Consider the following 25,161-nt stretch of genomic DNA (forward strand, 5'->3'; position numbering starts at 1 on the left):
CTGGTTAGAGCGCACGCCTGATAAGCGTGAGGTCGATGGTTCGAGTCCATTTAGGCCCACCATAGTATTATTCCGAAGTAGCTCAGTTGGTAGAGCATCCGGCTGTTAACCGGCAGGTCGCAGGTTCGAGTCCTGCCTTCGGAGCCATTGGCCCGTTGGTCAAGTGGTTAAGACACCGCCCTTTCACGGCGGTAACACGGGTTCGAATCCCGTACGGGTCATATACACTTGAAAGAAAACACATTGCAGATTTTGCAATGTGTTTTTTGTTGTTTAAAAATGAAGTCAACATAGGGAATTATTTGAAATACTGAATGTTAAGGAATTTGAATAAATGAGTATGATAGCCTATATAGGCTTTAATTTTCCGATAAAACTAAATGAAGGTGATGTAGAACATGAATATGAAGTTGACTATGTTTGCCCCGATGCAGAACATCTTAACATAGTTAAACAAAAGCATTTTACGACACCCTATATCTTTGAGATTTTACAATTTGCAAATCCTATTTGGGAATTGACGGACTATAATAAGGCTTATTCTCCACATAACTATGAAAAATCCAAAAAAAAATTTCTCAATTTATGTCATTCTCTAAAAGAATTGCTCCTGAAAGGTGATATTTGTGAAATATACATCTGCTGGGACGGAGAAGAAAATGAAGACCTTGAAGTTGAATTGAAGATTAATTTAAATGATTTACAAATTGAAGCCATTGAAATATATGAAAAGTGCTTTATTCGTGTAGAAAACTAAAGGTTAAATTAGAGTATGAGTATTGTCATGGAAGGAAAATAATTAGAGGAACTTAATTTGTTGAGCACCTCTAATTATTTATTTCAAAATCAACAATTAAATTTAACTGAGCCTTTTATTTAGCAAAGGGAGGGCCATCAATAAAAATGAAGGTTATCTGGTAGACTGTCCAACTGTAATGAGGCCATACAAATAGTAAATCATACAGCTATTACAACTTTATACTTTAATAAAAAACATCCTACAGACAAATCGCTTTCGGCATGGACGATTTATCGATGTAGGATGTTTTTTTGAGATATATTATAAAAGGGATGCGTGGAAAATTGTTCAAAGTTCAATTGTTATACTATGTGATTATAAATGAAGAATTTTACGTTCTATAAAAATTGGGCAGAATTTTTATAGATGCTGCATTAACGGAATGCAGCTTTAAATTCGCCGGTCACTTCCTGGTGACCATTATTCGACTCATACGCTTGCTCGATCTCTAATTCAAAACGATCCATAATCGGAATATCGTTTACAGAAAATAAGTACGAATCTTTTGAAGCATAGTGCTCATACCAAGCCCAGTTTGGAACGACAAAGTAATCGCCTTTTTTCCAGTCAAAGCGTGTACCGTTAATAACTGTATAGCCTTCACCTCTATGCACTTGATAAACAGTAGAATGCGTATGGCGTAAAGCTTTTGTATGCATGCCAGCTGGTAAGTGCTGCATACGTGTACCTAATGTCGGGTTAGCTGCTTTACCTGTAGAAGGGTTAATATATTCAACAGCAAAACCATGATGGGGGTCCGGATCAAATTCCATTAAGCCTTTAATTCCTTCAACCGTACGATCCCATTTATAGTTGGCAAGTGGTGCTACTGTATACTTGTCATCTCCGACAGGGCGTACCATTCCTCCACGATAACGCTTTTCCGTGAAGTTATCCGGAATATTCGGCTCTTGTAAACCGCCTTCATAAGGATCGAAGAAAGTACCGCCGATTCCGTATAAAGTCGGGATATCCAGCGCGTCTGTCCATAACATCGGCTCATCGCCAACGTGTTCATGCCCGTGCCATAAACCTTTAGGTGTAATTAAAAAGTCGCCTTCCTCCATGAAAATACGTTCGCCTTGTACGATTGTGTAGGCGCCTTGTCCTTCAGAAATAAAGCGCAATGCTGATTGAGAGTGACGATGAGATGGGGCTTTTTCACCCGGTAACAGCATTTGTACCGCTACGTAAATCGTTTGTGTAGTAGATGCCCAACCCCATGGCTGACGATATGTTAATCCTGGATTTTGGAAATAGATTGCACGACGTTCTCCACCACGATCTGGTGTAAAGATTTGTGCTGCTTCGCCCATTTTCTTTTTAATTAGTTCATCACTCCAAAGGTAAGCTTGTGCTTGTGGCTTTGGTGTATGATTCATAATTTCCGGAATGGCTTCCCAAAGTGGACCTAAATGATATTGTTCAATATCTTTCGTAAAATCTTTTACCGTGTCACTTTTCATAAACTCTTTTACTTCTTCTGATACTCCTGCCATACATCTTCACTCCTTTAATAGTAATTGTGCATAAAGAATACTAGACCGTATTAAAAGGTTATACACTTACTGGCACATTTGCAGCTGCTACTTTATTTTCCAGTGCACCAACTTTATCGATTTCGATACGGACAACATCGCCGTCTTTCAAGAAAGTCGGAGGATTCATTGCAACACCAACCCCACCTGGAGTACCTGTTAAAATTACATCACCCGGCTCTAATGTCATTAAGTTAGATAGGAAAGCAACTAGCTTTTGTACAGAAAATACTAAGTTAGCCGTATTCGTTTGCTGGCGTACCTCACCATTCACTGTCAATACAACAGATAACCCTGATGGATCCGGTAATTCATCAGCTGTTAATAAATAAGGTCCCATCGGTGCAGAACCGTCTACTGTTTTACCTTGCAGCCATTGTAATGTACGACGTTGGATATCACGGTAAGTCACATCGTTCGTAATTGTATAGCCGGCTACGTAATCCAGGGCGTCTTCTTCTGAAACATTACGGGCTTGTTTACCAATAACAAATGTAAACTCTGCTTCATAATCAAGCTGTTCAGAAATCGGATAGAATGGAATATCATCATCAGGCCCTAAAAGTGTATTTGCAAATTTAGCGAAAATAACTGGATGTGTTGGTAACTCACGGCCCATTTCCAGAATATGCTCACGGTAATTGTGACCTACACAAATGATCTTTCCTGGATTTAATACTGGTGCTCCAACATGTACTTCGTTACGATCAAAAACCGCTTTTGTAATAGAAGCGTTTGGATTCTCTAAAATGAAGTCGACAGCTTGTTGCGCCAATTCAATAGATTTTTTCCCGCCTTCATAAATACCATCTGTAGTTGCCGGCACATAAGCATGGGCAATCTCCTTATAACGGTATTCACCTTCTGCTTGAAGTTTTGCTTCAAAAGCATGGTTTAAATCGATTACTTGTTCCTTCACAATCGCTCCAGCACGTGTAATACCGTTCATTGTATAGTTGACTAATTTCATAATTATCCTCCTTTATCGAAATAGAATACAAAGTTCTCTATTTAAAGAAAATATAAAGTACTTTAGATAGTAAAGTCAATATTTTTCAGAAAAATCTTTTAAATAAGTGATTTAGGACCTATTAAAATCAATAATTATCAGTAAATTTAGAAATATTATTGACAAATGCTTCACTTTTACGATACATTTTCATTATTGGTAAACAAAGTTCTCTATTTATAGAATTGGAGGTAATGAAATGACAAATATTAGCGATGTAATTGTAGTTGGTGGGGGAATTGGTGGTTTAGCGACAGCGCTTTCAATAGTACAACGCACAGATAAAACGGTAGCAGTATTAGAACAAGCACCTGCATTCGGAGAAATAGGAGCAGGTATCCAATTAGCACCTAACGCACTGCATGTATTAGACCAATTAGGTGTTAAAGAAGAAATATTGAATGTAGCGGTCGTACCGAAGCGCTTAGTGCTAAAAGATATTTATACGGCAAAGGAATTAGCTGTACTTGATTTGACTGACGGTTTCCAGGAGCGTTTCAAGCAGCCGTACGTTGTATTGCACCGCTCGGATCTACACCGTGTTTTATATGAAGCATGTTTGAAAAATAACCGTATTTCATTTAAAAACGATGAGCAAATCCAAACAGTATCACAAACGCCAGGTCAAGTAACGATTACAAACCAGCGTGGTGAGTCCTATACAGCAGAAGCAGCAATCGGGGCAGATGGTATTAAATCAAATGTACGTAAGCTATTTTCTCAAGACGAAATGATCTGTTCAGAGTATGTAGCATACCGTGGGACATTACCGATTGAAGAGATTACTGCTGAAGGCGATATTGCAATGGATGATGTGATTATGTGGATTGGACCGAACTTACACTTAGTACAATATCCTGTTCGTCGCGGTGAGTTATATAATCAAGTCGTTGTTTTCAAAACATATGACTATAAACCGGAAGGCGACTGGGGTACTCCGGAAGAAATGCAACAACGCTTTGAAGGTGCACATCCGGATGTAGAGCGTGCGTTAAAATATATTTCGACTCAATTCCGTTGGCCGATGTTCCACCGTCTGCCAATAGAAAACTGGACAGATGAAAATGTAACGCTATTGGGAGATGCAGCTCACCCGATGCTTCAATATTTAGCGCAAGGCGGTGCACAAGCACTTGAAGATGCATATGTATTAGGAGAAGCTTTAGAAAATGAAGCAACGTACAATGAAGCATTTTTACGTTATCAAAAAGAGCGCCAACCGCGTTCAGCAATGGTACAAAATTCAGCACGTCGCTGGGGTGAAATTATTCATGCAGATACAGCTGACGACCTTGACCGTGCGCTTGTGTTATTACGTGATCATTTATTCGGCAGTCACAAGGAAACAAACTATGATGTAGCAGACTTTTTATATAATTACTTCAACACACGCAAAAGTGAAGTTAAGAGCTGAATATCGGAAAATTAAAAAGAGAAAGGGGATTAGTTCCCTTTCTCTTTAAAGCCATATACAGTCGACATTTCTTTACTCATATCAATAATTTGCTGCATCATTTCAGATGAAGTGTCTGTAGGTACGTCCTCTTCAAAGCCAACAACCGTAATAGCGCCGACAAGCTCATTTTTGTAATTGAGTATTGGTAAACCGATAGAGGAAACATGACGGACAAGGGGCTCATGTGCAAACGAAAACCCGTTTTTGCGAATTCCTTTCAGCTCGCGTTGAAAAGCCGCAACATCAAAATTGGCAAGTTCATTTTGCTGAGCTTCAATCCAGTTCGTAATTTCCAAGGAATTAGCATAGGCCGCAAAAATTTTTCCTGTAGATGAATTAATCGGCAGTTTCGTACCGACTTGCGCACCGATACTTAAGCCAAAATTCGTATTCCAAATATTTGTGATAACTGGGGAATCATTCACCCAAAGAGATAGTAGCGTCGTCATATTTGTTAAATTGCTAAGTTCTTTAAAATAGGGTGTAAGGCGTTCGATAAAATCGTCGTTTTGCATGGCAGCATTCCCGTATTCCAAAAATTTATAGCCGAGTGAATAGCTACCGGTCTTTTGATCACGATAAAGCAAATCTAACTGGATAAGTGTATTTAAATATTTATAGAGATTACTTTTAGAAATGCCTGTTTGTTCCTGAATATCGGAAAAACGTAGTGGGTGGTCGCTTTGCGCAACGACATCGATAATTTGAATACCTAATGCTAATGATCCGATTGTAGTACTGCTTGACATAGTATTCTATTCACCTTTCTTAAAAAGTCATTCAAAATAAGGAGATTATATCATGAAAACTAATGTTATGGAAAAGAAGTTTGAAAGTTTCGAGAAAAGCATCAATAGTATGGTTGATCTAATAAGTATAACAGAGACGGAAGTGCTGTATAAAAAACCGTCCGAAGAAAAATGGTCGGTTATGCAAATCGCTACACACATCATCGAAGCAATCGAGTTTTGGGTAGCCGACTTAGAGGCACTCCTAGTCGTACCAGGAGCGAAATGGGGACGTAACCATGAACATGTCCGTCGTTTAGCTGCGGTAGATGAAAATTATGTAGCGACTGTTTCAAAGGAAAAAGCGATTGAAAGGCTCAATGCGCTCATTCCTTTAGTGAACGAAAGCTTTGCAAAAGTGCAACAGGAAGATTTAGAAAAAACAGCACCTAGCTACAACCCGAATTTTGATGGCAAGCCGTTATCATTTTTAATCAACCATCTAATTGTATTGCATGCTGAAAGTCACGTAGGGCAAATGCAGCGTCATTTAGAATTGGTACAGCCGCAAAAGGTCGAGTAATAATGGAAGTATCCACTGTTTGATGTGCGTATAGTAAGGTATTATAAAGATACAATAGAGGGGCTGTCTGGAATGAATTTCGGGGCAAGCCCTTTCTGCGTATAAAACAGTGGAAGCAGGTGGAAAAGTGGATGCAATAATAAAAACAGGGAATAAAGCAGTCTATCCGATTATTTTCCCTTCTGACTATAGTGGATTGGGGAGTATTAACTGTTATGTCTACCAAAATGGAGAAGACTATACATTAATCGATGCGGGCATTAAAAATGAGGAATTTGAGCAGTTTTTTTATCGGAAATTGAAAGAATATAATATAGAAATTAATCAAATTACCCGTATTATTTTAACTCATTTTCATAATGATCATATCGGGGTAGTAAATCAAATTACGAATGAGTACCCGATTCCTGTCTATGCAAGTGAAATTGCCATTCCTCGTTTGAAGTGTGAGGATGATTATTTACAGCAGAAGCTTAGCTTTTACTATGATTTGTATGAGCAATACGGCGTACCGGAATTTGCCCGTGAACGAATGGCAAAAATGGAGAATACTCTTCACAATAAAGAACATGTGATGATCTATCCGCCGATTATGAAACTGGAAGAAGGGCAAGAAATCGGAGGATTACGTGTAATGGCTGCTCCTGGCCATTCACCGGATTCAATTTGTTTGTTTGATGAGGAGACAGGATGGCTATTCGCGGGGGACTTTTTATTGGCTACTGGTATGACGAATGCGTTAATCGATCATGACGAATCAGGAGACATAACGAACCCGATTAGCCAATATATAGACTCGATTGAGAAAATGAAAGCATACAATGTGCGCACCGTATTTGCCGGACATAAAGAGATTTATGAAAACTTGAATGAAGTGATGGAGAAAAGCTTAAGTAAAATAGAATACAAGCTGCAAAAGGTTGTATCCAAAATTAGTGAAGGAAATCATACGGCAAAACAATTGGGAGAAGCAATCTATGGTGCCCGTTTTGCGAAGTATTTTACATTTATAATTTCTGAAATTATCGGATTAACGCTCCTGGCAGAACAGCGCGGTTTAATTGTGCGTGAGTTGCGGGGCGGGGATTGGTGTTTTTCAGTTACAAGTTTGATTGATCAATGAAAACAGCTGCCCGGGAGAGGCAGCTGTTTTTGTTATAGCGTATTATTTCCATCTCACATAAAGTGTCGTCGGAGTCGTTTGAGGTTGATTCCATTTTGCGAAAGCTTTTGTATACTTACTCGTTGTATAAAGATTGTTCAGCGGTTTGTCTGCTACTCTACAGTGAGCGTTCCACTATATGTCGTTCCTTTATCACGGCCGGCTTCACAATAAAACTCGGTTGTTTTAATTGTCTTAATAGTAAGCCGTTCGAATTCAATAACACACCGATCACCATCCGCTGTTTTGGATAACCGCGCTTTTGTATCGGCTGTGAATGTCGCTGTTCCTTCAATCGTGCCGGATGCCCAGCCGTCATACGTATAATAGGTCAACTGGAAACCGGTTTTCGTACTATTAGAGATTGTTAATACACGCCCCTTTGAATCAAGGTCCCCTTTACCGTAAGTATGAAAATACGTATACTCGCCATTCCAAGATTTATTTGGCTTCTTGTCGGCAGTAGGGGACCAGTTTGCACCTGTGCGCAATGATTTATCAAGCATACTGCGGGCGGAAGAAGCACGTTCATAAAGCGGGCTATTACTAGCAAAGCCCTCTTCTGCCATGTCAGAACGATAAAAGAAGTTTTTATTTTGCATGTTATAGAAAAACAGAACAAGCTGTGCACGTGTTAAATTATTTGTTGTACCGAAAAAATGCTGTAAATTAGTTTGCTCATACTTTGCGTTTTGTCCGTTAGAAATATCATGATCCAGTAAAAAACGGATTGCTTTATTTAAAGTCGTTTGTCCATCCGCTATATAGGCAATCGCCTGTGCAACAGTTCCCCGTTTTACAGCTGCACCTCGAATACTGTTATGGAAATAGCCGTTTAAAGGTACTTGATAGGCGGCAAGCGTATTATAGTTTGCATCGGATGGAATCTCTTTCTTTGTGAACTTATCCAGTTCTTCCAAAACAGGTTCCAAATCAAAATAGCTAACTAAAATTTGAGCAAATTGTTGTTCTGTCACGGGTTGGTTTGGACGGAATGTACCGTTAGCATAGCCGTTTATAATATTAAAATCATATGCCCATTTAATTGCGTCATACGCATAATGGTTTGTCGGGACATCTTTAAACACTTGCTTCGCTGCCACCGAGTTAGTTGGAGAAATAAAAAAAGACAGCCCTACAATAATAGAAATAATTGTGAAGTAGAAGCGTTTCATAAAAAAACCTCCTTTATAATTGGATTATTTTTACTTTACCATGACTGCCTCCTGTTTCCACTTACTTTTTATTCTAAAATATGGGATAAGAGCCGATATAATAGATATGGTATATAAAATGAGAGTAGGTAGTGATACATATGAATAAATCAAAGTTAATGCTAGCTGCATTGGCCGCAATCCCGGTAAGTATTGGGATGATAGGGGAAGTAGAGGCAGAGGGAGCAGCTGCGGCTGATATTGTCGCAGCAGATAAAGTCAGAGAAATGATTCAAACGTTAAACGACGAGTCGACTCCTACTGAAATCAGTGCAGCACGAAAAGCATATGATGCATTAAACAGCGAGGCGAAAAAGCTAATTGAGAAACAAGTAGTTACAAACCTTGAATACTTCGAAAGCCGGTTAGCTGTTCAAAAGGCACAAGCTGAAAAAGAAGCGAAAGTCGTGATGGACCGCATTAATCGTATCGACAAAATGAAATATACAGAAGCACAAATTAAAAGTATACGTATGGCGTACAATGCGCTAAGTGATCTTGCGAAGTCGTCTGTAACAAACCTCCACATTTTAATTGATGGTGAGAATTATATTATTTATCAAAATACTGTTGTGAAGCAGGCAAAGCTTGATGCCAACGCATTTGATATATATATGAACAATATTAGTCGCAGCTCGACGACACATGAAATTGCGAGAGCTCGGTCACTATACAACAACTTATCGGCAGAAGCGAAAAGACATGTAACAGCTTTGGAAAAGCTTGTTCGTCTTGAAACAATGTGGAGAGATCCGTATTATATTGAGCTTGTGTATACGTATTATCCTGATTATATCCATGAAATAAAGCCGGGCGGAGTAGTCATTGAGAAGCCGGCATATGATCCGCTTTACATTCCGGATGATTCAAATACAGTTGCGACAACGATTCCGAAAACGCCAACTTGGTCACAATATGAAACGATGAGCTATCAAAATGGCCGCTATACAACGCAAATTACCACTTCTCAAGTGAAAAATATTACAGACCGGAATATGCGTTTAAAAGCGGGAGATATTGAAATCGTTATTCCTACATCGGAAATAAAGTCTTCTACAGCTACTGTTGGTGTGTCTGTAAATGTGGCGAATAATCAGCTACACATCCAATTTACAGAAGGAAATCGTGCAAAAACTTTTGAAAATACAGTAGAAGTTCATGTTCCGGTCTCTAAATTAAAGGCGAATACTTCACAAGTAATTCAACGTGTTCTATCAACTGGTACATCACCGGCATCATTTAAGGTAGATGGCTCGAAATTCATTATCCGTACAGCCACAGGTGGTACATTTAAAGCAGCGAATAGCAGCGTTATTTATACGGATATTCCAAACAATGACCAAGGACGTGCCATTCGAGAGCTGGCAAAGCGCGGCATTCTATTTAATACGAAAAGCCGTCTAGTTCAAACCTATAAACAAGTAAGCAAACTCGATGCAGCGGTAATGATTGCATCGGCACTGGATTTATCAAGTAACGCCAAATCGAAATATCTGGATATAGCAAATGCGCAGCAATTAAAACTAGTCCAGGGGTTATTGGAAGCAGGCATCATGAGTGGTGCAACATCGAGCCGTTTTACACCTAATGCTTCGGTGACAAAGCAAGAAGCAGCCATTATTATTGCCAACATGTACCGCTATTTAAATCAGGATTTGGCGAAAGTATACAATGAATTAAACATTAGCTATCCGGATATTGCAAACCTGACATTTGAAGCGCGTCAAAGCATTGCAATTCTAGAGCTGTTTGGTGTTGTCGATGGGCAAGGTCCATTTAGTCCTGAGAAAACATTATCACGCGGCGAGTTTGCCGAACTTATTTACAATGCGTTAATAGCAATCGACTATTTATAAAATTGATTGGTCCCGGAATGGAAATCAATTTTTATGTACATCGAAAAAACCTCCTTTTTCTCACAAAGAAAAAGGGGGTTTTTGGGGTATGTCTCGCACAGAGTGGAAAATTAGCAATAATAGGTTTGACTGCTAAGCTGAAAACAGAAAAATCCGCAGGAACTTCTGACAATTCCTTTACAAATACGCTATAATTAACTACTACAGCACACATGCACAAAAGGAGTTTTCGCATGGTCTATTTATCGATGATTTTCTTCAAAATTGTTGCACCGATTTTAATTTTACTTATTATAGGTGCTATTTTACAGCGCAAGTTTCAGTTTAACCTTAAAGCATTATCCCACCTCATTACATACTGTTTCATGCCGGCTGCGGTATTTATCAATATTTATGAAACATCCATTGAAATGAGCGTGCTTGGACAAATTACGATTTTTATTATTTTGTTTATCGGTGCGCAAATGCTGTTAAGTCAGCTGCTCACAAAGTTGTTAAAACTTGATAAAAAGGAAGCGGCTGTTTTTAAAAACAGTGTTGTCCTTATAAACTCCGGTAACTATGGGATCCCGGTTGCACAAATGATTTTCGCAACCCAGCCGATCGGGGTAGCGATTCAAGTTATTCTTGTTATTTTTCAAAATATGACGACGTATACATATGGCTTGTATAATTTAATCTCATCAACAAAATCAGGATTAGCGATTGTCCGGGACTTTTTGAAAATGCCGATCGTTCATGCGCTAATTATTGGTGCGGCATTAAATTATTTTAGTGTACCGATCCCGGAAACGTTTAGTATTCCGCTGGAGCATATTGCAGACGGATTTGTGGCGGTTGCACTTATAACATTAGGTGCGCAGCTTTCTACAATCGAAATGCGCTCGATGTTCAATAAAACGATTTTTGTCAGCTGCTTTACACGATTAATAGTCGGCCCGGCAACAGCACTTGTTATTATTTTTGCATTGGGTCTGGACGGGGTAGTGGCACAATCGCTATTTATCGCAAGTGCATTCCCGACATCAAGAAACAGTTCCAGCTTAGCACTTGAGTATGATATTGAATCGGCAACAGCTGCCCAGACAGTGCTGTTTTCAACGATTATCAGCTGTTTAACCGTGACGTTTGTTATTTATTTATCGACGATTTTATTTGTATAGAAAAGGGAATCAAATAGAATTAAAAGTTTGATTGGAAAAGGTTAAAACGAAACGGATACTTTTAAAAATTGATTGGAATGAAGGGCGACTCCAGCGGGAATAGCAAAATTTATTTTGCGACGAAAGCGAAGCGACAGGAGCACCGACGCCTGAGACTTAAGAACAAAAGCTAAGAGCGCCACGTCCTGTGGCAACGCTTTTGTGACCAACATCGTGTTGGCCTAACGCCGTGCCCGCGGAAAGCGTCCCGGAATGGAAATCAATTTTTACGCACAGCTAAAAAACCCATTTTTCTCATAGAGAAAAATGGGTTTTTGGGTTATGTGGCAGCCCTTTTTTCATAAAAAAACCGCAAGTATCCCCTCAGATACTTGCGGCTGTAAGCGATTATAGTTGGATATCAATAACGCTTTCGTAATCTAGTAAACACTAAATTAATGAAAAGCTAGTGAATTTAACAATTTGAGCAAGAAGCTAAATTCATAGAGTACATCTTAGTACATACTTACCGTATTAGAGTATGGGTTTGAAAGGTCCATACCATCTAATGAAAGACCCATTGCCTTCGCTACACCTTCACCATATGCTGGATCAGCTAAGTAGCAGTGTAAAATGTGACGACGTTTGATGAATTCTTCAACACCGTTCATTTCTGCAGCAGTTGTTTCGAATAAACGTTGTTGCTGTTCCGGTGTTTGAAGACGGAATAATTTACCTGGTTGCTCGAAGTAGTTGTTGTCATCTTCACGGAAGTCGTAGATGTCAGCTGGACCATCAAGAGCTAATGCAGGGTCTTTATATTGTGTTTGACCTTGTAATGCGCCATAGCTATTTGGATAGTAAGTAATTGCTGAACCACGGTTTCCATCAGCACGACCTTGACCATCACGGTGATATACCATGAATGGGCATTTTGGTGTGTTTACTGGAATTTGGTGGTGGTTAACACCTAAACGGTAACGAGTTGCATCTTGGTATGCGAATAAACGAGCTTGCAGCATACGGTCTGGTGAGAATGAAATACCAGGTACAACGTTTGATGGAGCGAATGCAGCTTGCTCAACATCAGCGAAGTAGTTTTCCGGGTTACGGTTTAATTCGAACTCTCCAACTTCCATTAATGGGTACTCAGATTTGTACCAAACTTTTGTTAAGTCGAATGGGTTGTCCTTAGAGTTGCGCGCTTGCTCTTCAGTCATCACTTGAATGTACATTTTCCATTTCGGGAAATCGCCTTTTTCGATTGAATCGAATAGGTCACGTTGTGAAGATTCACGGTCTTTACCGATAATTTCAGCAGCTTCTGCACCAGTCAGGTTTTTAATACCTTGTTGTGAACGGAAGTGGAATTTCACGTATACACGTTCGCCAGCTTCGTTGATCATTGAGTAAGTGTGGGATCCGAAACCGTGCATGTTGCGGTAACCTGCTGGAATACCACGGTCAGACATTACGATTGTTACTTGATGTAAAGCTTCTGGTAAAGAAGTCCAGAAGTCCCAGTTCGAGTTGCCGTTATGCATGTTTGTTTTTGGATCACGCTTAACTACGTGGTTTAAATCCGGGAAGTGTAATGGGTCACGGAAGAAGAATACAGGTGTGTTGTTACCAACCATATCCCAGTTACCTTCTTCAGTGTAGAATTTTAATGCGAAACCGCGAATATCACGCTCAGCATCAGCCGCACCGCGCTCACCTGCTACAGTTGAGAAACGTGCGAACATTTCTGTTTGCTTACCAACTTCAGAGAAAATTTTTGCTTTTGTATATTTTGTGATGTCATGCGTTACAGTAAATGTACCGAATGCACCAGAACCTTTTGCGTGCATACGACGCTCAGGAATTACTTCTCGGTTAAAATTCGCTAATTTCTCAATTAGGAATACGTCTTGTAATAAGATCGGGCCACGGCGACCAGCTGTTTGCGAATCATCGTTCGATACTACTGGAGCACCAGTAATTGTTGTTAAACGTTCGTTTGTCATGTATAGTTCCTCCTAAATCTTTTTGAAAAACTCTTCATAAATAATATAACAAATCTAAATCGTAATTTCTACTAGATTATAATAATTCTTTTTAAGTAATCTTTATATTAAAGAACTAGTTATTATATATGGACATTAATGAAAATTCCGATAATATAGTTTTCTAGTAAATTATACCTTTTTCCAGCTTAGAAAGATAAAGATTGCTCCGCATTTTTGGTCAATAACTACTTTTTACTTGTTTATCGACAAATATGGGTAGTTCTTCTATTATTACCTATATAGTAGAGGCAATTACTTTACGAAAGGACATAAGCATGCAACTAACATTAACTTTTATTATTTTGGCAGTTACAATTCTTCTATTTACGACGAATCGATTGCGGGCAGATCTTGTCGCAGTAATGGCGTTATTATCATTTGTCATATTAAATATTTTGACTCCCGCTGAAGCGCTGGCAGGATTTTCGAATTCTGTCGTCATTATGATAGCAGGACTATTTGTTGTCGGGGCAGGTATTTTAAGGACGGGTCTTGCAGGAATGGCAGGAAACCTTCTCTTGAAATGGTCGGGGGATAATGAGCTCCGTCTCTTCATTTTGCTTCTTGTCATTGTCGCAATTGTCGGGGCGTTTATGAGCAATACAGGTACGGTTGCATTAATGCTGCCGATTGTAGTTTCGATAGCAATCAGCATCAAAGTAAGCCCGTCCAAATTTTTAATGCCGCTTTCGTACATTGCGAGCATGTCGGGGCTGATGACATTAATTGCATCGCCGACAAACCTGATTGCTTCGCAAACACTCGTTGATCATGGCTTTGAAAAACTAGGATTTTTTACGATAACTCCAATCGGAATTATCGCAACGATTACCGTCATTATTTATTTAGTATTAGTACGCAATGTGCTGTTGCCGAATGAGGATAACCGTTCGCAATCAAGTGCGGGGTATAAGCTTTCTCCCAAAAAAATTGCCAAGGAATATGATTTACATGATAAATTGTTCCGCGTTGTCGTAAGCGAGCATTCGACCATTTCGGAACAAAAGCTTGCTGATTTGAAACTTCCGGCAACCTATCATATTTATATTATGAAAATAAAACACGGTGCTGTGCAGGAAGGGCTTAATTTACGACCGATGACGTACCAGGAACTTGCGGGTCCGAATAGTGTTATTCATGTAGGAGATGAATTGTATGTTCAAGGTTTTGCCGATGATGTAGCACGGTTTGCCCATGATTTTGCGTTGACGGTTCAGCCGTTCGAAGATCATGCAAAAGAGCTCGTCACGAAAAAAATTGGTGTAGCGGAAGTATTGCTAACACCGCAGTCACGTCTTATCAAGGAATCTGTCAGTAAAATCGGGTTCCGTGAAAAGTACAATTTAAATATTCTGGGAATCAACCGTAAAGGTGATTACTTATTGAAAAACATGGCCGACCAGAAGCTGCGTTTTGGGGATGCGATTTTAGTGCAGGGAACATGGGATGAAATCGAGCTGTTGTCCCGAGAAACGCATGATGTTGTCGTAGTGGGGCAGCCGCGCGAGTTAGCGGGAGCAATTGCAGCAAATGGAAAGGCTCCGATTGCTGGTATCATCATGCTGCTGATGATCGGACTCATGGTATTTGAAGTGTTTGACGCCGTAATTGCTGTATTAATCGGGGCCGTTCTTATGATTATTACAGGCTGTCTGCGCAATATGGATGATGCTTACAGCAAAATGAACTTTGAAAGTATTGTGCTCGTAGCGGCCATGCTTCCGATGGCGACAGCACTCGAGAAGACAGGGGGAATGACGATTCTCGCGGAAGGGATTATCAGTTTGCTCGGAGATTTCGGATCATATGGTGTATTGATGGGGATTTATTTATTAACAGTTGTTTTCGGGCAATTTGTTAGTAATACTGCGACAGCGGTACTGTTTTCGCCGATTGCCATCACTGCAGCACTTGCTATGGATGCGAACCCGTATACATTTATGATAGGGGTAGCAACTGCTGCGAGTATGGCGTTTGCGACTCCGATTGCATCTCCGACAAACTCTCTTGTATTAACAGCGGGCGGCTATAAATTTATGGATTTCGTCAAAGTCGGTGTTCCATTACAGGTTATTATGTTTATCGTCATGATGATTACAGTACCGTTACTGTTTCCATTTTAGTAGGTATAAAGGGGGTATTTGAATGGGATTGTCATTCAAATACCTCTTTATTTTATTGTAACAGCCTGTACAATTTTATTTTCCTGGACGCCTAAATCAATGACACCATCTTCACTTTTAATTTCAAGGCGCATCACATCACCAGGCTGTAAATAGCCGTTATCTTTTTGAGAATTGTAGAACGCCTCTATTTTTTCTTCATAAGGGATGGAGTTATCATAAATGTTTCCTAAAATCTCAGCATTCAGACGTAGACCTACACCAGCAGGAGTACCTGTTAAAACAAGGTCACCAGTTTTCAAATCAAAAATACTCGACATTTCGGTTAATGTTTCAGTCGGTTTAAACAATAGCTGATCTGTTTTCACCTGTTGGCGCGTTTCACCATTTACAGATAAATGGAGCTCTAGCCTTTCTAAATAATCAATCTCGCCGTCTTCCAGTAAATAAATATACGGTCCAGTAGGGCAGAAGCCGCGGTAGCTTTTCCCTTTAAACCATTGTTGTTCAACGATTTGTACATCCCGTGCGGAAACGTCATTCGTATTAACGAAACCGGCTATATAATCTTTTAAATTATGCTCCGTCACTACAACCGCTTCCGTTACATCCTGCTTCATAATAATGCCTAGCTCAATTTCATAGTCGAGTAAGCGAACATGTGCAGGGCATACGATATTTGCTGTTGCAGAAGTTAACGTACTTGGTGCCTTAGTAAATAGTAGATTGTATGGCGGCTTTTGCTGTGAAAAACCGGCTTCGATACGGTGTGCGCTGTAGTTTGTACCCTGACAGTAAATGTTTGCATCATCTGTTACAGGCGAAAGAATGGTAATGTCAGATTGATTGACGATTTGACCTGTTTGTTTTGCAGTAACGACATCCTCCATACCCGTTGTTAAAATATCCCGTAATGTTCGGTAAGAACCATTGACTATATAAAGTTCATCCTCTAAAACACCCCATTGAATCGCATCATCTTGCTGAAAGCGTACTAATTTAATTCCCATTGAAACCCCTCCTTAATAATAGATTACCGTCATTTTATTTTAAAATTTTGGAAATAGTTAGTGGTTAATTAATGGATTTGCGATAGAAAATCAGTAAAAATTAATGAAAGTTTCACGCGGCATCCTAGGAATGCGAATGGTGCGTTGTTTTAAATATCGGCTTAATTAATTGTTGATAATAGTGGTCAATCTCCATTGCCTGAAGATGATTTGCCTCCTGTATCCAGTAGTGATCCAGTGTAAGTAAAGTGGCACGTAAATGTTCAATAAGTAATTGTTCAGGGATGTTGAGATTCGTTGTATATTGCATGGACTTTAAATCTAGAGAAATCGCTTCATACATTAACGGTTCAATGAAGTCTTTCATCGTTTTTGATTTTCTTGATAATTCGGTGGCAATATGTAAAGCATGCACCTGTTTTAGCTCAGCAGAGATACGAAATGGTTCGTAAATACGTTCGACAATCGAATAGTTCATACGTTGCTTTGTTAAAGTGCGGTATAAATATTGAAACAGCGCAAATTTATCCGAGAAATGGGTGTAAAATGTTGTCCGGTGTATGATAGCCTGTTCACAGATTTCATTAATGGTAATCGATTCAAATGAACGCTTTTGGTTATTTAGTAAAGTCATTAAAGCACTACATAATAAATGCTTCGTACGATTTTTAGATGTAATCATCTACAATTCCTCCTGAAATGTATAATTTTTCTACAAATCTATTAATTTGATTCTACCTTCATGTCCCTACGTCCATATATATTTTAAAGAGGGAGGGTAACCAAAATGAAATTACAAAACAAAGTAGCCATCGTAACGGGAAGTACATCTGGTATAGGAAAATATGCCAGCTTTGCACTTGCAAAAGCAGGTGCGCGTGTAACGGTAACCGGCCGTCGTAGTGAAAAAGGTGAACAAGTTGTACAAGAGATTAAAGCAAATGGCGGTCAGGCAATTTTTGTACAAGCAGATATGATGCATGAAGAAAGTTATGAATATTTAGTCAATGAAACATTACAAGCTTTTGGTCAGATTGATATTTTAGTGAATAATGCTGGTAATATCATTGAAAAGTCATTTTTAGAGTTAACGGTAGATGATTTTCAACAATTCATTACGTTAGACGGTTATGCATATTTTCGTATGATGCAAGAAGTCATTCCACATATGAAAAACGGCGGTAGTATTATTAATGTGACTTCACTTGCAGCAATTAATACGATTCCAACCCATTCGCTGTACAGCTTTGTTAAGGCAGGGGTAACACAAATGTCAAAAGGGGTAGCCCAGGAATTTGCTGGACAGAATATACGAGTCAATTGTTTGTTGCCAGGAGCTGTAGATACGGAAATGGTAGCGGGTAACCCAAACAGTGATTTTATCCGCAGCCTAATTCCGATGCAGCGTTTTTCAACACCTGAAGAGCAAGCAAACATAATAGTTTTTTTAGCATCTGATGACTCATCTTACATGACGGGTTCGTCCATCGTTGCGGATGGCGGAGTCCGTGGAATATAAAAGGAGGCAGGAAACATGTTAATTGAACAGAAAGTTGCAATAGTAACAGGTGCAGCAAACGGTATGGGAAAAGCAACTGCCCAGCTTTTTATTGAACATGGTGCAACGGTTGTGCTCGTTGATTATCAGGAGCAACAAGGAATTAAGACCGCGCAAATGTTAGGATCGAATGCATATTATTTCAATCCAGTTGATATCACTAAGCCAGTTCAAATTCAGCAAGTAGTACAAAAAACGATTGCCAAATTTGGCCGTATTGATATTTTAGTTAACTGTGCTGGAGGTGTAATGTCGCCAAATGGTTCGTCCAGCAATATTGATATGAGTGAATGGCAGGCAATGATTGAGTTGAATTTAACTGGAACAATGAATGTTATTATGGAAGTACTTCCTCATATGAAAGAGCAGAAAGCGGGTAAAATCATTAATTTATCATCTCTTGGTGCATTAAATCCATATGTTCCAGTACTTCATTATCATGCTGCCAAAGCTGGAGTTGAGTCGATTACAAAAAACCTCGCCTTTGAATTGGCAAGTAAGAATATCCATGTAAATACAATTGCACCCGGCCCGATTTTAACACCATTTTGGGATAAATTGATGCCACCGGGTGAAGAGCGAGAGGCAATGATTACCGAGCTTGCAAAAAAAGAAGTACCGCTTGGTCGAATTGGGCAACCGGAAGATATCGCCGGCGTCGCACTGTTTTTGGCCTCTTCTTTATCCGACTTTGTAACAGGTCAAAAAATTAATGTCGGGGGAGGCATAGGGAACATAATTTCCATGAATGGTACCTTTACAAACTCACCGGGCAACAAAGAATTTGCTACTTGAAAGTTTTGTGTGAAATAGATAGAAAGGTTGTTCAATAAGGAGCCCTCCTTAATTGAACAACCTTTTATGTTGAGTAATTTTATGCGATTTCTGTCTGACCGTCCGTATCGTTTACTGTTACAGGTGATTTTCTAACTGTTATAATCGCCCAAACAACTGCTAAAACAAATAGACCGATAGAAGCGACAAGCAATGTAGATCTTCCGCCTTCCAATCCAAAAATGCCTAGAACAGTTGCAAACATATAAGGGCTCACAATACCGCCTAAACCTTGACCGGCTGCAGCAATCCCAACGTAAGAAATCCCTTTTGCTAAATTGGATAACTCAGAAACACGTGCCAACACACCTGGAATCACAATTCCCAAGCCCATGCCGCCAAGGACACTTGCTACAAAAATCATTGTTAAGCTGTCCACTGTTGAACACCATAAAATACCTGTAGCCGTAAAAAGTACACCTATTGGAACAATTAGATTAGGCAACATCGAACGCAGTTTACCAAACATGAAGCCCGTTATTAATGTACCTGTTGTAAAGAGTGAAATTGCCAATCCGGCTTCCGTTGCATTCCCTAAGCCTTCAGTTTGAACAATAATAGAGATATTTGTTACATAACCGAAAACAAAAGCTGAAAAAATGATCTGTCCAATTGTAAAGCCGTAAACTGTTTTAGGTGCTTTAAATAAAACATCTTTAATTGACGCATTTGGTACATCCTGTTTTTTCGGTTCCGGTAAAAACATGAACGTAATAGCTAAAATCCAAATAGGGAATAAGTACACTAGGAATCCATAATTCCAACCGTAAGCGTCTGCCAGCATACCACCAACTACTTGGAAGAAGATTGCACCAACACATGCGATTGTCGATGTACCGAATCCGATCAGGAAATCACGTTCACGGCCATCAAAGAAACCAGTAATAATATCAATGGATAAAGGTAAAGTGATACCAACACCAAGGCCTAAAATACCACGGAAAACAATAATTGCGAATAGATTGCTTAAGAAGAATGGCATGATTCCGCCAATTATGAATAAGATTAAACCGGTCGTTAATAATGAACGTTTTGAAAATTTATTCGCTAGCTTACCATAGAAAAGGGAAGGGAAAATTTGAAGCAACCCGGGTATTGTCGCAATTAACATAACAGTAGTAGGGCTGAACTCCGGGAAGGCTACAATAAGGTCTGCCATAATCGATCCAGCTACACCGGCAGCTACGTCTTGGAAGGCAATCAGGACAATTAAAAACTTTAAAAAACCTCTGTTGGATGTTGGAAACATGAAATACCCCCTAATTTTTTATTTATTTGGAACTTAAAAACACAGCATGTTGTGCAAAATACCCCCTCAATCGATTGAATATTCAGATATTATCATGTAAGCCCTTTCACAGGAACGATAATAATTTACGGAAAAGTATTTTCTAATTAAACAAAAATTGTTAAATACCGGAAAAATAATGTTGGCTGAATCAGCTTTTGGCGTATGAAATTAACAATTAATAAAAAAAGTACAAAACTACGGAAATTCCGCTGTTTTGTACGTGAAATTCGGTTATTCTATTTCAATTTCACCTAGAACGATTAACGACTCAATTAAAAGAATTAATTCAAAAAGATTTTTTGAGCTGCGCAGGTTCCGGTCAAGCAGTTCCTCAATTTTTTGAATACGGTAAACAAGCCCGCTCATCGATAAATTCAAGTCAACCATTGTCAAATTAAGGTTTCCGTTATGATTTAAAAATGTGTATAAAGTCTTCAAAAATTCGTCTCTTTTATTTGGTTTTAATGACAAAATGGGATCCAGCTCACGTTGGGCCAATTTCACAATAATATCGCTGTTTTGATGGTTAATTAATGAGCCAAGTATATTCGTATTTTCAAAATATACGATTGTATCCCGCTTATTGATATTTAACGACGAAATTGCCTGGCGATGTGCTTCCGCAATGTCATCAATATCATTAATTACGCGGCTTAAACCAATGCGGAAATCATAATTTCTGAATTTACGCTGTAAGTGCTTCAATATATTTTGATAAATATCCTCGGTATCATCCTTTTTAGGGAACAGAAATACAATTTCATCCTGGAATTCTGTAATGAAAATCGATGTTTGATGCATTTCCAAATAGACGATGACCGACTGAATAATTTTAGAAATGGTGGAAGCTTCATGAACAGGTATTCCCTTTTTGGAGACGCCAAGATTGCCGATATAAAAATCTTCATTTAGATCAATTTGTAGGAGGTAACTGCGGCTGATCATACTTTTCTTCGAAGTATACTGCTGCTGCAGTAACTGTTCAAAAAAGTATGCTTTAATATTTTCAGTCGCTTCCAGACTCGATTTTTCATTTAAATAGCAGAGGGAGATGGAAACGGCTGAGCGTTGTAAATAATGCATTTCTTCTTTATAATTCGTATCCTTCGAAAAATAGATGAAGGAAATATAACCAATAATTTGCTTCTGTACGATTATCGGACTAATTAGCCGCGTATGATTCGGACAATCTACCTGACTTGGCTGCATAGGGTCGATAGGCTGAATTAAAATTTTTCCTGACTTTGTTTGGGGCATTTGCTGAATAAAGTCCTCTTTAATAAATTCCAGCTGTTCCTGTGTCATCCCAATCGAGTGATGTGTATTAAAGCTTAAGTCCTGTACGATAGCAGGTATGTTCAGCGTATTGTAAATTGTTTCTAAAATCTGGTCGATGTGCATTCCTTGTGAAATACCAAGTGTTAGGTTGTTATGGAAAGTTGATACTTTTTCTGTATGTTTCTTCTCTTCGAAAAGCTCCATATATGTTTTGTTCAAGTCATCTATCATACGTGTCTGACTAATTTTCTTTAAGTCGGCTTGAGTTTCGGGATCCCAGTGCTCCAGCATGCGCATTTCAAATGCACAATGTTCATCGCCCTTGGCACGGCACGTCATTTCTACAATATATACTTCTTTTTTCGTTAAATAAGAGGTATAGCCACTTGAATAACCGGCCAGTGTATGGCAAATACAGGAATCACTTTGACTGAAATGTTTCAGGTGTTCTTCAACTTCATAAGAATTTACCCAAATTCCTTTAGCGTACATATACTTCACCGTATCATCAGGGTTTAAATGTAAAACTCTTTCTGAAAGAAGATCTGTAATTTGCCCGGATGCAAGGTGGTATCCGACAGCACTATTTAATTTTTCGGTTAATGTGAGTGGTAAATAATCAACTTCTTTAGCATGAGTAATACCGATATTCCAGCCGTAACGCTGTAAAAAAAATTTTGCGTATTCCAGGCCTAAGCTTTCAATCAGTTCTTTCCTTAAAATTCCAAATGTATTAGTAGTAGTATACAACGCTTTATCTACATAAGATGAGCCAGCCATTTTCAACCTCCTGAATATTCGGAATATTATCTATTTTAAAATGAAACATACCATACTTTACATAGAAATGAGAAGATACTTTTTAATATTTATTAAAAATTAGTAAAGAAATTACTATTTTTAACTTAATATTATTTTCTATAAAAAACTTAAATTTGGTCTGTTATTCCTGCTTTTTGTAATATAACTAAATGAAATTATTATGTCGGAAAGCGGCTTTACACAGAAAAAACGTTTATTTTAATTGGAAAATCGTTTTCCATAAAGATGAAACAAAAAGATTTGAACAATCCATAAAAACCGTATTTTTTATACGAGTGGACGTTTGCTGTCTGATCAAGATTCGTTAATTTTTACTTATATTTGATTGTAAATTCCATAGATATTCACCATATTATTCGAAATTTAAAACCGTAATATTGGATTTAACAAATATAAGGAGTTGAAATGATGACGACAGCGCTTACAGAAAGACAAATTGAAGTAATGAATAAAATGCAGGAGATTGCAGCGAATGTTCGTAAACGTGTAAAGGAAACAGAGGAGATTAGAAGAATACCAGAAGCGACAATGCAGGAATTGAAAGATTCTGGCTTAATGTATATTTTACGTCCGGAACGATACGGCGGTTTGCAAGCAAATGTCGAAACTTACAGCCAGGTCATTATTGAACTATCGAAAGCATGTGCTTCAACTGGATGGATTGCTTCTCTATGTGCGATTCGCGATATTATGGTGGCGGAGTCATTCAATGAAAAGGCCCACTTGGAAATTTTCTCTGACAATCCGCAAGATGTATTATTTGCGGGTGTTTACGAACCAAGATCTTGTACGGTCCGTAAAGTGGAAGGCGGTTACCTTGTAGAGGAAGGTCACTGGATGTTCTGTTCTGGTTCACTGCATGCGACGTGGGGTTACTTTGGCATGTACACAAAAGATGAGAACGACAACATTTTAGAGCAGCTGTTAATGACAGTGCCGTTTGATGTACTGGAAATTGAAGATGACTGGCACACACTAGGTCTTCGTGGAACGGGCAGTAATGCTGTGAGAATGAAAAACGTCTTCGTACCGGAACACCGTGTTACGTCATTTGTGAAAATTTTAGACGGAGATTTCCAATCACTTCATTTACGAGATATTCCGTTATATAATTCTGCACTATTCCCATGTTTAATTTTATCTTTAGGTTTACCAGGTCTGGGTGTTGTAAAAGAGATGCTCGATAATTTTAAACAATCATTGCCATACCGTACCGCTCAGCATATGGGTGTGAAAATGATTAAAGATGCGGCGAGCACACATCATTTATTAGCAACAGCCGAGTTAAAAGTAGAAACTGCTGAACTTTACTTTATGAATTTAGCAAAATCGATTGATGAGTGGGCAGCAAAGGGCGAGATTATGCCAAAAGATTTGCGTCTGAAAGCTTTGGCGGATATTGGCTATGCAAATGAAATGTTAAACGATGCGGTTCAAGTACTTTTAAGAGCGAGCGGATCCGGATTTGTATATGATGCAAGCCCGATGCAGCGTCTCATTCGTGATTTCTTAACATTAAATTCCCACCGTTCATTGTCTCCGGTTATTACGAGAGAAAACTATGGTAGACAATTAGCAGGTTTACAGCCAAATCAGATTCGTTATTAAGTAAAAATTTACTAAATTTTTAGAAAAAACAAAAAAACTTTCTCGTAGTTTAGTAGTGGTGAAGTAAAGTACAGTTACTTTTAAGTAAGGGGGCTAAGAGAATGAAACCAGCAATAGCAAAATTAGGGTATGTAGCGTTACAGTCTTCGAACGTGGAAGCATCATTGCATTTCTTCCAAGATGTTATCGGCCTTGAGCTAACAGAACAGATTGGAGATACGTATTACTTACGGGCGTGGGGGGACTTCCAGCACCATACGCTTTCCATTGCGCCAGGTGAAGCAGGTCGAGTAACTCATATCGGTTTTCGTACAAAGCGCAAAGAGGATGTGGCATTATTCGCGGATCAATTAGGCGGCAAAGGTTATGAAATTGATTATATCGCTGCCTGGGCAACACCAGGTATCGGTGAAGCAATCCGTTTTACGGCACCATCAGGACACCGGTTGGAGCTTTATTATGATATTGAAAAACCGGTTGTGGAAGAAAGCCGTCGCTCTGTCCTGAAAAACCAAACGTATAAATCATACAACAAAGGCGCATCTCCTCGCCGTCTGGACCATGTCAATCTTCATACGGATGCGGATTCAAGTGCCACTTATAAATTCTTTACGGAAGAACTAGGCTTCCGGATCAATGAATGCATTGAAACAGAAGAAGGGGATATTTTAGCCGGATGGATGAGTGTAACACCTTTAGTACATGATGTCGCTTTAGTATCGCATGAAAAACTTGAAACAACAGCGCGATTCCACCACATTTCTTACTGGCAAGACAACTCCGGTGATTTACTGCGAGCTGCAGATATTTGCAAAGAGCACGGACTGCAAATTATAGGACCTGGAAAACATAGCATTTCACAAGCAATTTACTTATATGTAATCGATCCTGGAAGTGGTTGCAGAGTGGAACTGTTTACTGGCGGTTATTTAATTTTCGAGCCGGACTGGGAAACAATCGTATGGCGTCCCGAAGAACGTGCATTTGGAAACACTTATTGGGGGGACAGCATTACAGGTAATCCGCTTATCCAGCCAACAATTGATGCCACAGGGATTAAAGAGACAAAAGCAGTTCCAGCATTAGAAGTATAGGAGGATGG

General features: G+C 39.0%; 20 protein-coding genes and 2 tRNA genes. 13 read left to right on the forward strand and 9 right to left on the reverse strand.

Going from position 1 to position 25,161, the window contains the following annotated elements; genetic code table 11:
* The first annotated feature begins 71 nt into the window (after positions 1-71).
* The 3 genes from CBM15_RS08060 to CBM15_RS08070 all read left to right on the forward strand — a co-directional run bounded on the left by CBM15_RS08060 (position 72) and on the right by CBM15_RS08070 (position 757).
* A tRNA-Asn gene (locus CBM15_RS08060) sits at positions 72-147 on the forward strand.
* Positions 148-149: 2 nt separating this feature from the next.
* A tRNA-Glu gene (locus tag CBM15_RS08065) sits at positions 150-221 on the forward strand.
* A 113-nt stretch (positions 222-334) separates the two neighbouring features.
* Complete coding sequence (locus CBM15_RS08070) at positions 335-757, forward strand: hypothetical protein (protein WP_087617014.1); 423 nt, start codon at positions 335-337, stop codon at positions 755-757.
* A gap of 416 nt (positions 758-1,173) precedes the next feature.
* Here the strand turns inward: CBM15_RS08070 and CBM15_RS08075 are convergent, their stop codons facing one another.
* Positions 1,174-2,298 carry a cupin domain-containing protein gene (locus CBM15_RS08075; RefSeq protein WP_087617016.1) on the reverse strand — a complete coding sequence of 375 codons (1,125 nt, stop codon included), beginning with the start codon at positions 2,296-2,298 and terminating at the stop codon, positions 1,174-1,176.
* Positions 2,299-2,356: 58 nt separating this feature from the next.
* Entirely contained in the window at positions 2,357-3,307 is a 951-nt protein-coding gene (locus tag CBM15_RS08080) for a fumarylacetoacetate hydrolase family protein (RefSeq protein ID WP_087617019.1), read from the reverse strand.
* Positions 3,308-3,545: 238 nt separating this feature from the next.
* Here CBM15_RS08080 and CBM15_RS08085 point away from each other — a divergent pair, with 238 nt between their 5' ends.
* Positions 3,546-4,760 carry an FAD-dependent monooxygenase gene (locus CBM15_RS08085; RefSeq protein ID WP_087617022.1) on the forward strand — a complete coding sequence of 405 codons (1,215 nt, stop codon included), beginning with the start codon at positions 3,546-3,548 and terminating at the stop codon, positions 4,758-4,760.
* A 29-nt stretch (positions 4,761-4,789) separates the two neighbouring features.
* Here CBM15_RS08085 and CBM15_RS08090 read toward each other — a convergent pair whose 3' ends face one another.
* Positions 4,790-5,551, reverse strand: a complete 762-nt coding sequence (locus tag CBM15_RS08090) for an IclR family transcriptional regulator (RefSeq protein ID WP_014824986.1) — start codon at positions 5,549-5,551, stop codon at positions 4,790-4,792.
* Positions 5,552-5,603: 52 nt separating this feature from the next.
* Between CBM15_RS08090 and CBM15_RS08095 the strand changes: the two genes are divergently transcribed.
* Positions 5,604-6,113: a DinB family protein gene (locus tag CBM15_RS08095; protein WP_087617025.1), complete on the forward strand. Its 510-nt coding sequence runs from the start codon at positions 5,604-5,606 to the stop codon at positions 6,111-6,113.
* A gap of 127 nt (positions 6,114-6,240) precedes the next feature.
* Positions 6,241-7,236 carry an MBL fold metallo-hydrolase gene (locus tag CBM15_RS08100; RefSeq protein ID WP_087617027.1) on the forward strand — a complete coding sequence of 332 codons (996 nt, stop codon included), beginning with the start codon at positions 6,241-6,243 and terminating at the stop codon, positions 7,234-7,236.
* 152 nt (positions 7,237-7,388) lie between these two features.
* Here the strand turns inward: CBM15_RS08100 and CBM15_RS08105 are convergent, their stop codons facing one another.
* Positions 7,389-8,450, reverse strand: a complete 1,062-nt coding sequence (locus CBM15_RS08105; protein ID WP_087617030.1) for an S-layer homology domain-containing protein — start codon at positions 8,448-8,450, stop codon at positions 7,389-7,391.
* A gap of 140 nt (positions 8,451-8,590) precedes the next feature.
* Here CBM15_RS08105 and CBM15_RS08110 point away from each other — a divergent pair, with 140 nt between their 5' ends.
* Both CBM15_RS08110 and CBM15_RS08115 read left to right on the forward strand, forming a co-directional pair.
* Positions 8,591-10,345, forward strand: a complete 1,755-nt coding sequence (locus CBM15_RS08110) for an S-layer homology domain-containing protein (RefSeq protein WP_239534776.1) — start codon at positions 8,591-8,593, stop codon at positions 10,343-10,345.
* Positions 10,346-10,578: 233 nt separating this feature from the next.
* A complete protein-coding gene (locus tag CBM15_RS08115) occupies positions 10,579-11,508 on the forward strand; it encodes an AEC family transporter (RefSeq protein WP_087617032.1) in 930 nt (309 codons plus the stop codon).
* A 494-nt stretch (positions 11,509-12,002) separates the two neighbouring features.
* Here the strand turns inward: CBM15_RS08115 and CBM15_RS08120 are convergent, their stop codons facing one another.
* On the reverse strand, positions 12,003-13,493 hold the full coding sequence (locus tag CBM15_RS08120; RefSeq protein WP_087617034.1) for a catalase: 1,491 nt from the start codon (positions 13,491-13,493) through the stop codon (positions 12,003-12,005).
* Between the two features lie 317 nt (positions 13,494-13,810).
* On the opposite strand from CBM15_RS08120, the gene CBM15_RS08125 reads away from it, so the two are divergent.
* On the forward strand, positions 13,811-15,658 hold the full coding sequence (locus tag CBM15_RS08125; protein ID WP_087617036.1) for an SLC13 family permease: 1,848 nt from the start codon (positions 13,811-13,813) through the stop codon (positions 15,656-15,658).
* Positions 15,659-15,705: 47 nt separating this feature from the next.
* Here CBM15_RS08125 and CBM15_RS08130 read toward each other — a convergent pair whose 3' ends face one another.
* On the reverse strand, positions 15,706-16,668 hold the full coding sequence (locus CBM15_RS08130) for a fumarylacetoacetate hydrolase family protein (protein ID WP_087617038.1): 963 nt from the start codon (positions 16,666-16,668) through the stop codon (positions 15,706-15,708).
* A 124-nt stretch (positions 16,669-16,792) separates the two neighbouring features.
* A complete protein-coding gene (locus CBM15_RS08135) occupies positions 16,793-17,350 on the reverse strand; it encodes a TetR/AcrR family transcriptional regulator (RefSeq protein ID WP_087617041.1) in 558 nt (185 codons plus the stop codon).
* A 105-nt stretch (positions 17,351-17,455) separates the two neighbouring features.
* On the opposite strand from CBM15_RS08135, the gene CBM15_RS08140 reads away from it, so the two are divergent.
* Entirely contained in the window at positions 17,456-18,187 is a 732-nt protein-coding gene (locus CBM15_RS08140; RefSeq protein ID WP_087617044.1) for an SDR family NAD(P)-dependent oxidoreductase, read from the forward strand.
* Between the two features lie 15 nt (positions 18,188-18,202).
* Positions 18,203-19,021, forward strand: a complete 819-nt coding sequence (locus tag CBM15_RS08145; protein WP_087617046.1) for an SDR family NAD(P)-dependent oxidoreductase — start codon at positions 18,203-18,205, stop codon at positions 19,019-19,021.
* A 79-nt stretch (positions 19,022-19,100) separates the two neighbouring features.
* Here the strand turns inward: CBM15_RS08145 and CBM15_RS08150 are convergent, their stop codons facing one another.
* Positions 19,101-20,309, reverse strand: a complete 1,209-nt coding sequence (locus CBM15_RS08150) for an MFS transporter (RefSeq protein WP_087617049.1) — start codon at positions 20,307-20,309, stop codon at positions 19,101-19,103.
* A 273-nt stretch (positions 20,310-20,582) separates the two neighbouring features.
* Complete coding sequence (locus CBM15_RS08155) at positions 20,583-22,409, reverse strand: helix-turn-helix domain-containing protein (RefSeq protein WP_087617050.1); 1,827 nt, start codon at positions 22,407-22,409, stop codon at positions 20,583-20,585.
* 450 nt (positions 22,410-22,859) lie between these two features.
* Here CBM15_RS08155 and CBM15_RS08160 point away from each other — a divergent pair, with 450 nt between their 5' ends.
* Both CBM15_RS08160 and CBM15_RS08165 read left to right on the forward strand, forming a co-directional pair.
* On the forward strand, positions 22,860-24,059 hold the full coding sequence (locus tag CBM15_RS08160; RefSeq protein WP_193433772.1) for an acyl-CoA dehydrogenase family protein: 1,200 nt from the start codon (positions 22,860-22,862) through the stop codon (positions 24,057-24,059).
* Positions 24,060-24,160: 101 nt separating this feature from the next.
* Positions 24,161-25,153: a VOC family protein gene (locus CBM15_RS08165; RefSeq protein ID WP_087617054.1), complete on the forward strand. Its 993-nt coding sequence runs from the start codon at positions 24,161-24,163 to the stop codon at positions 25,151-25,153.
* Positions 25,154-25,161 lie beyond the last annotated feature (8 nt).

The sequence above is a fragment of the Solibacillus kalamii genome (assembly GCF_002174535.1).
GTDB lineage: Bacteria > Bacillota > Bacilli > Bacillales_A > Planococcaceae > Solibacillus > Solibacillus silvestris.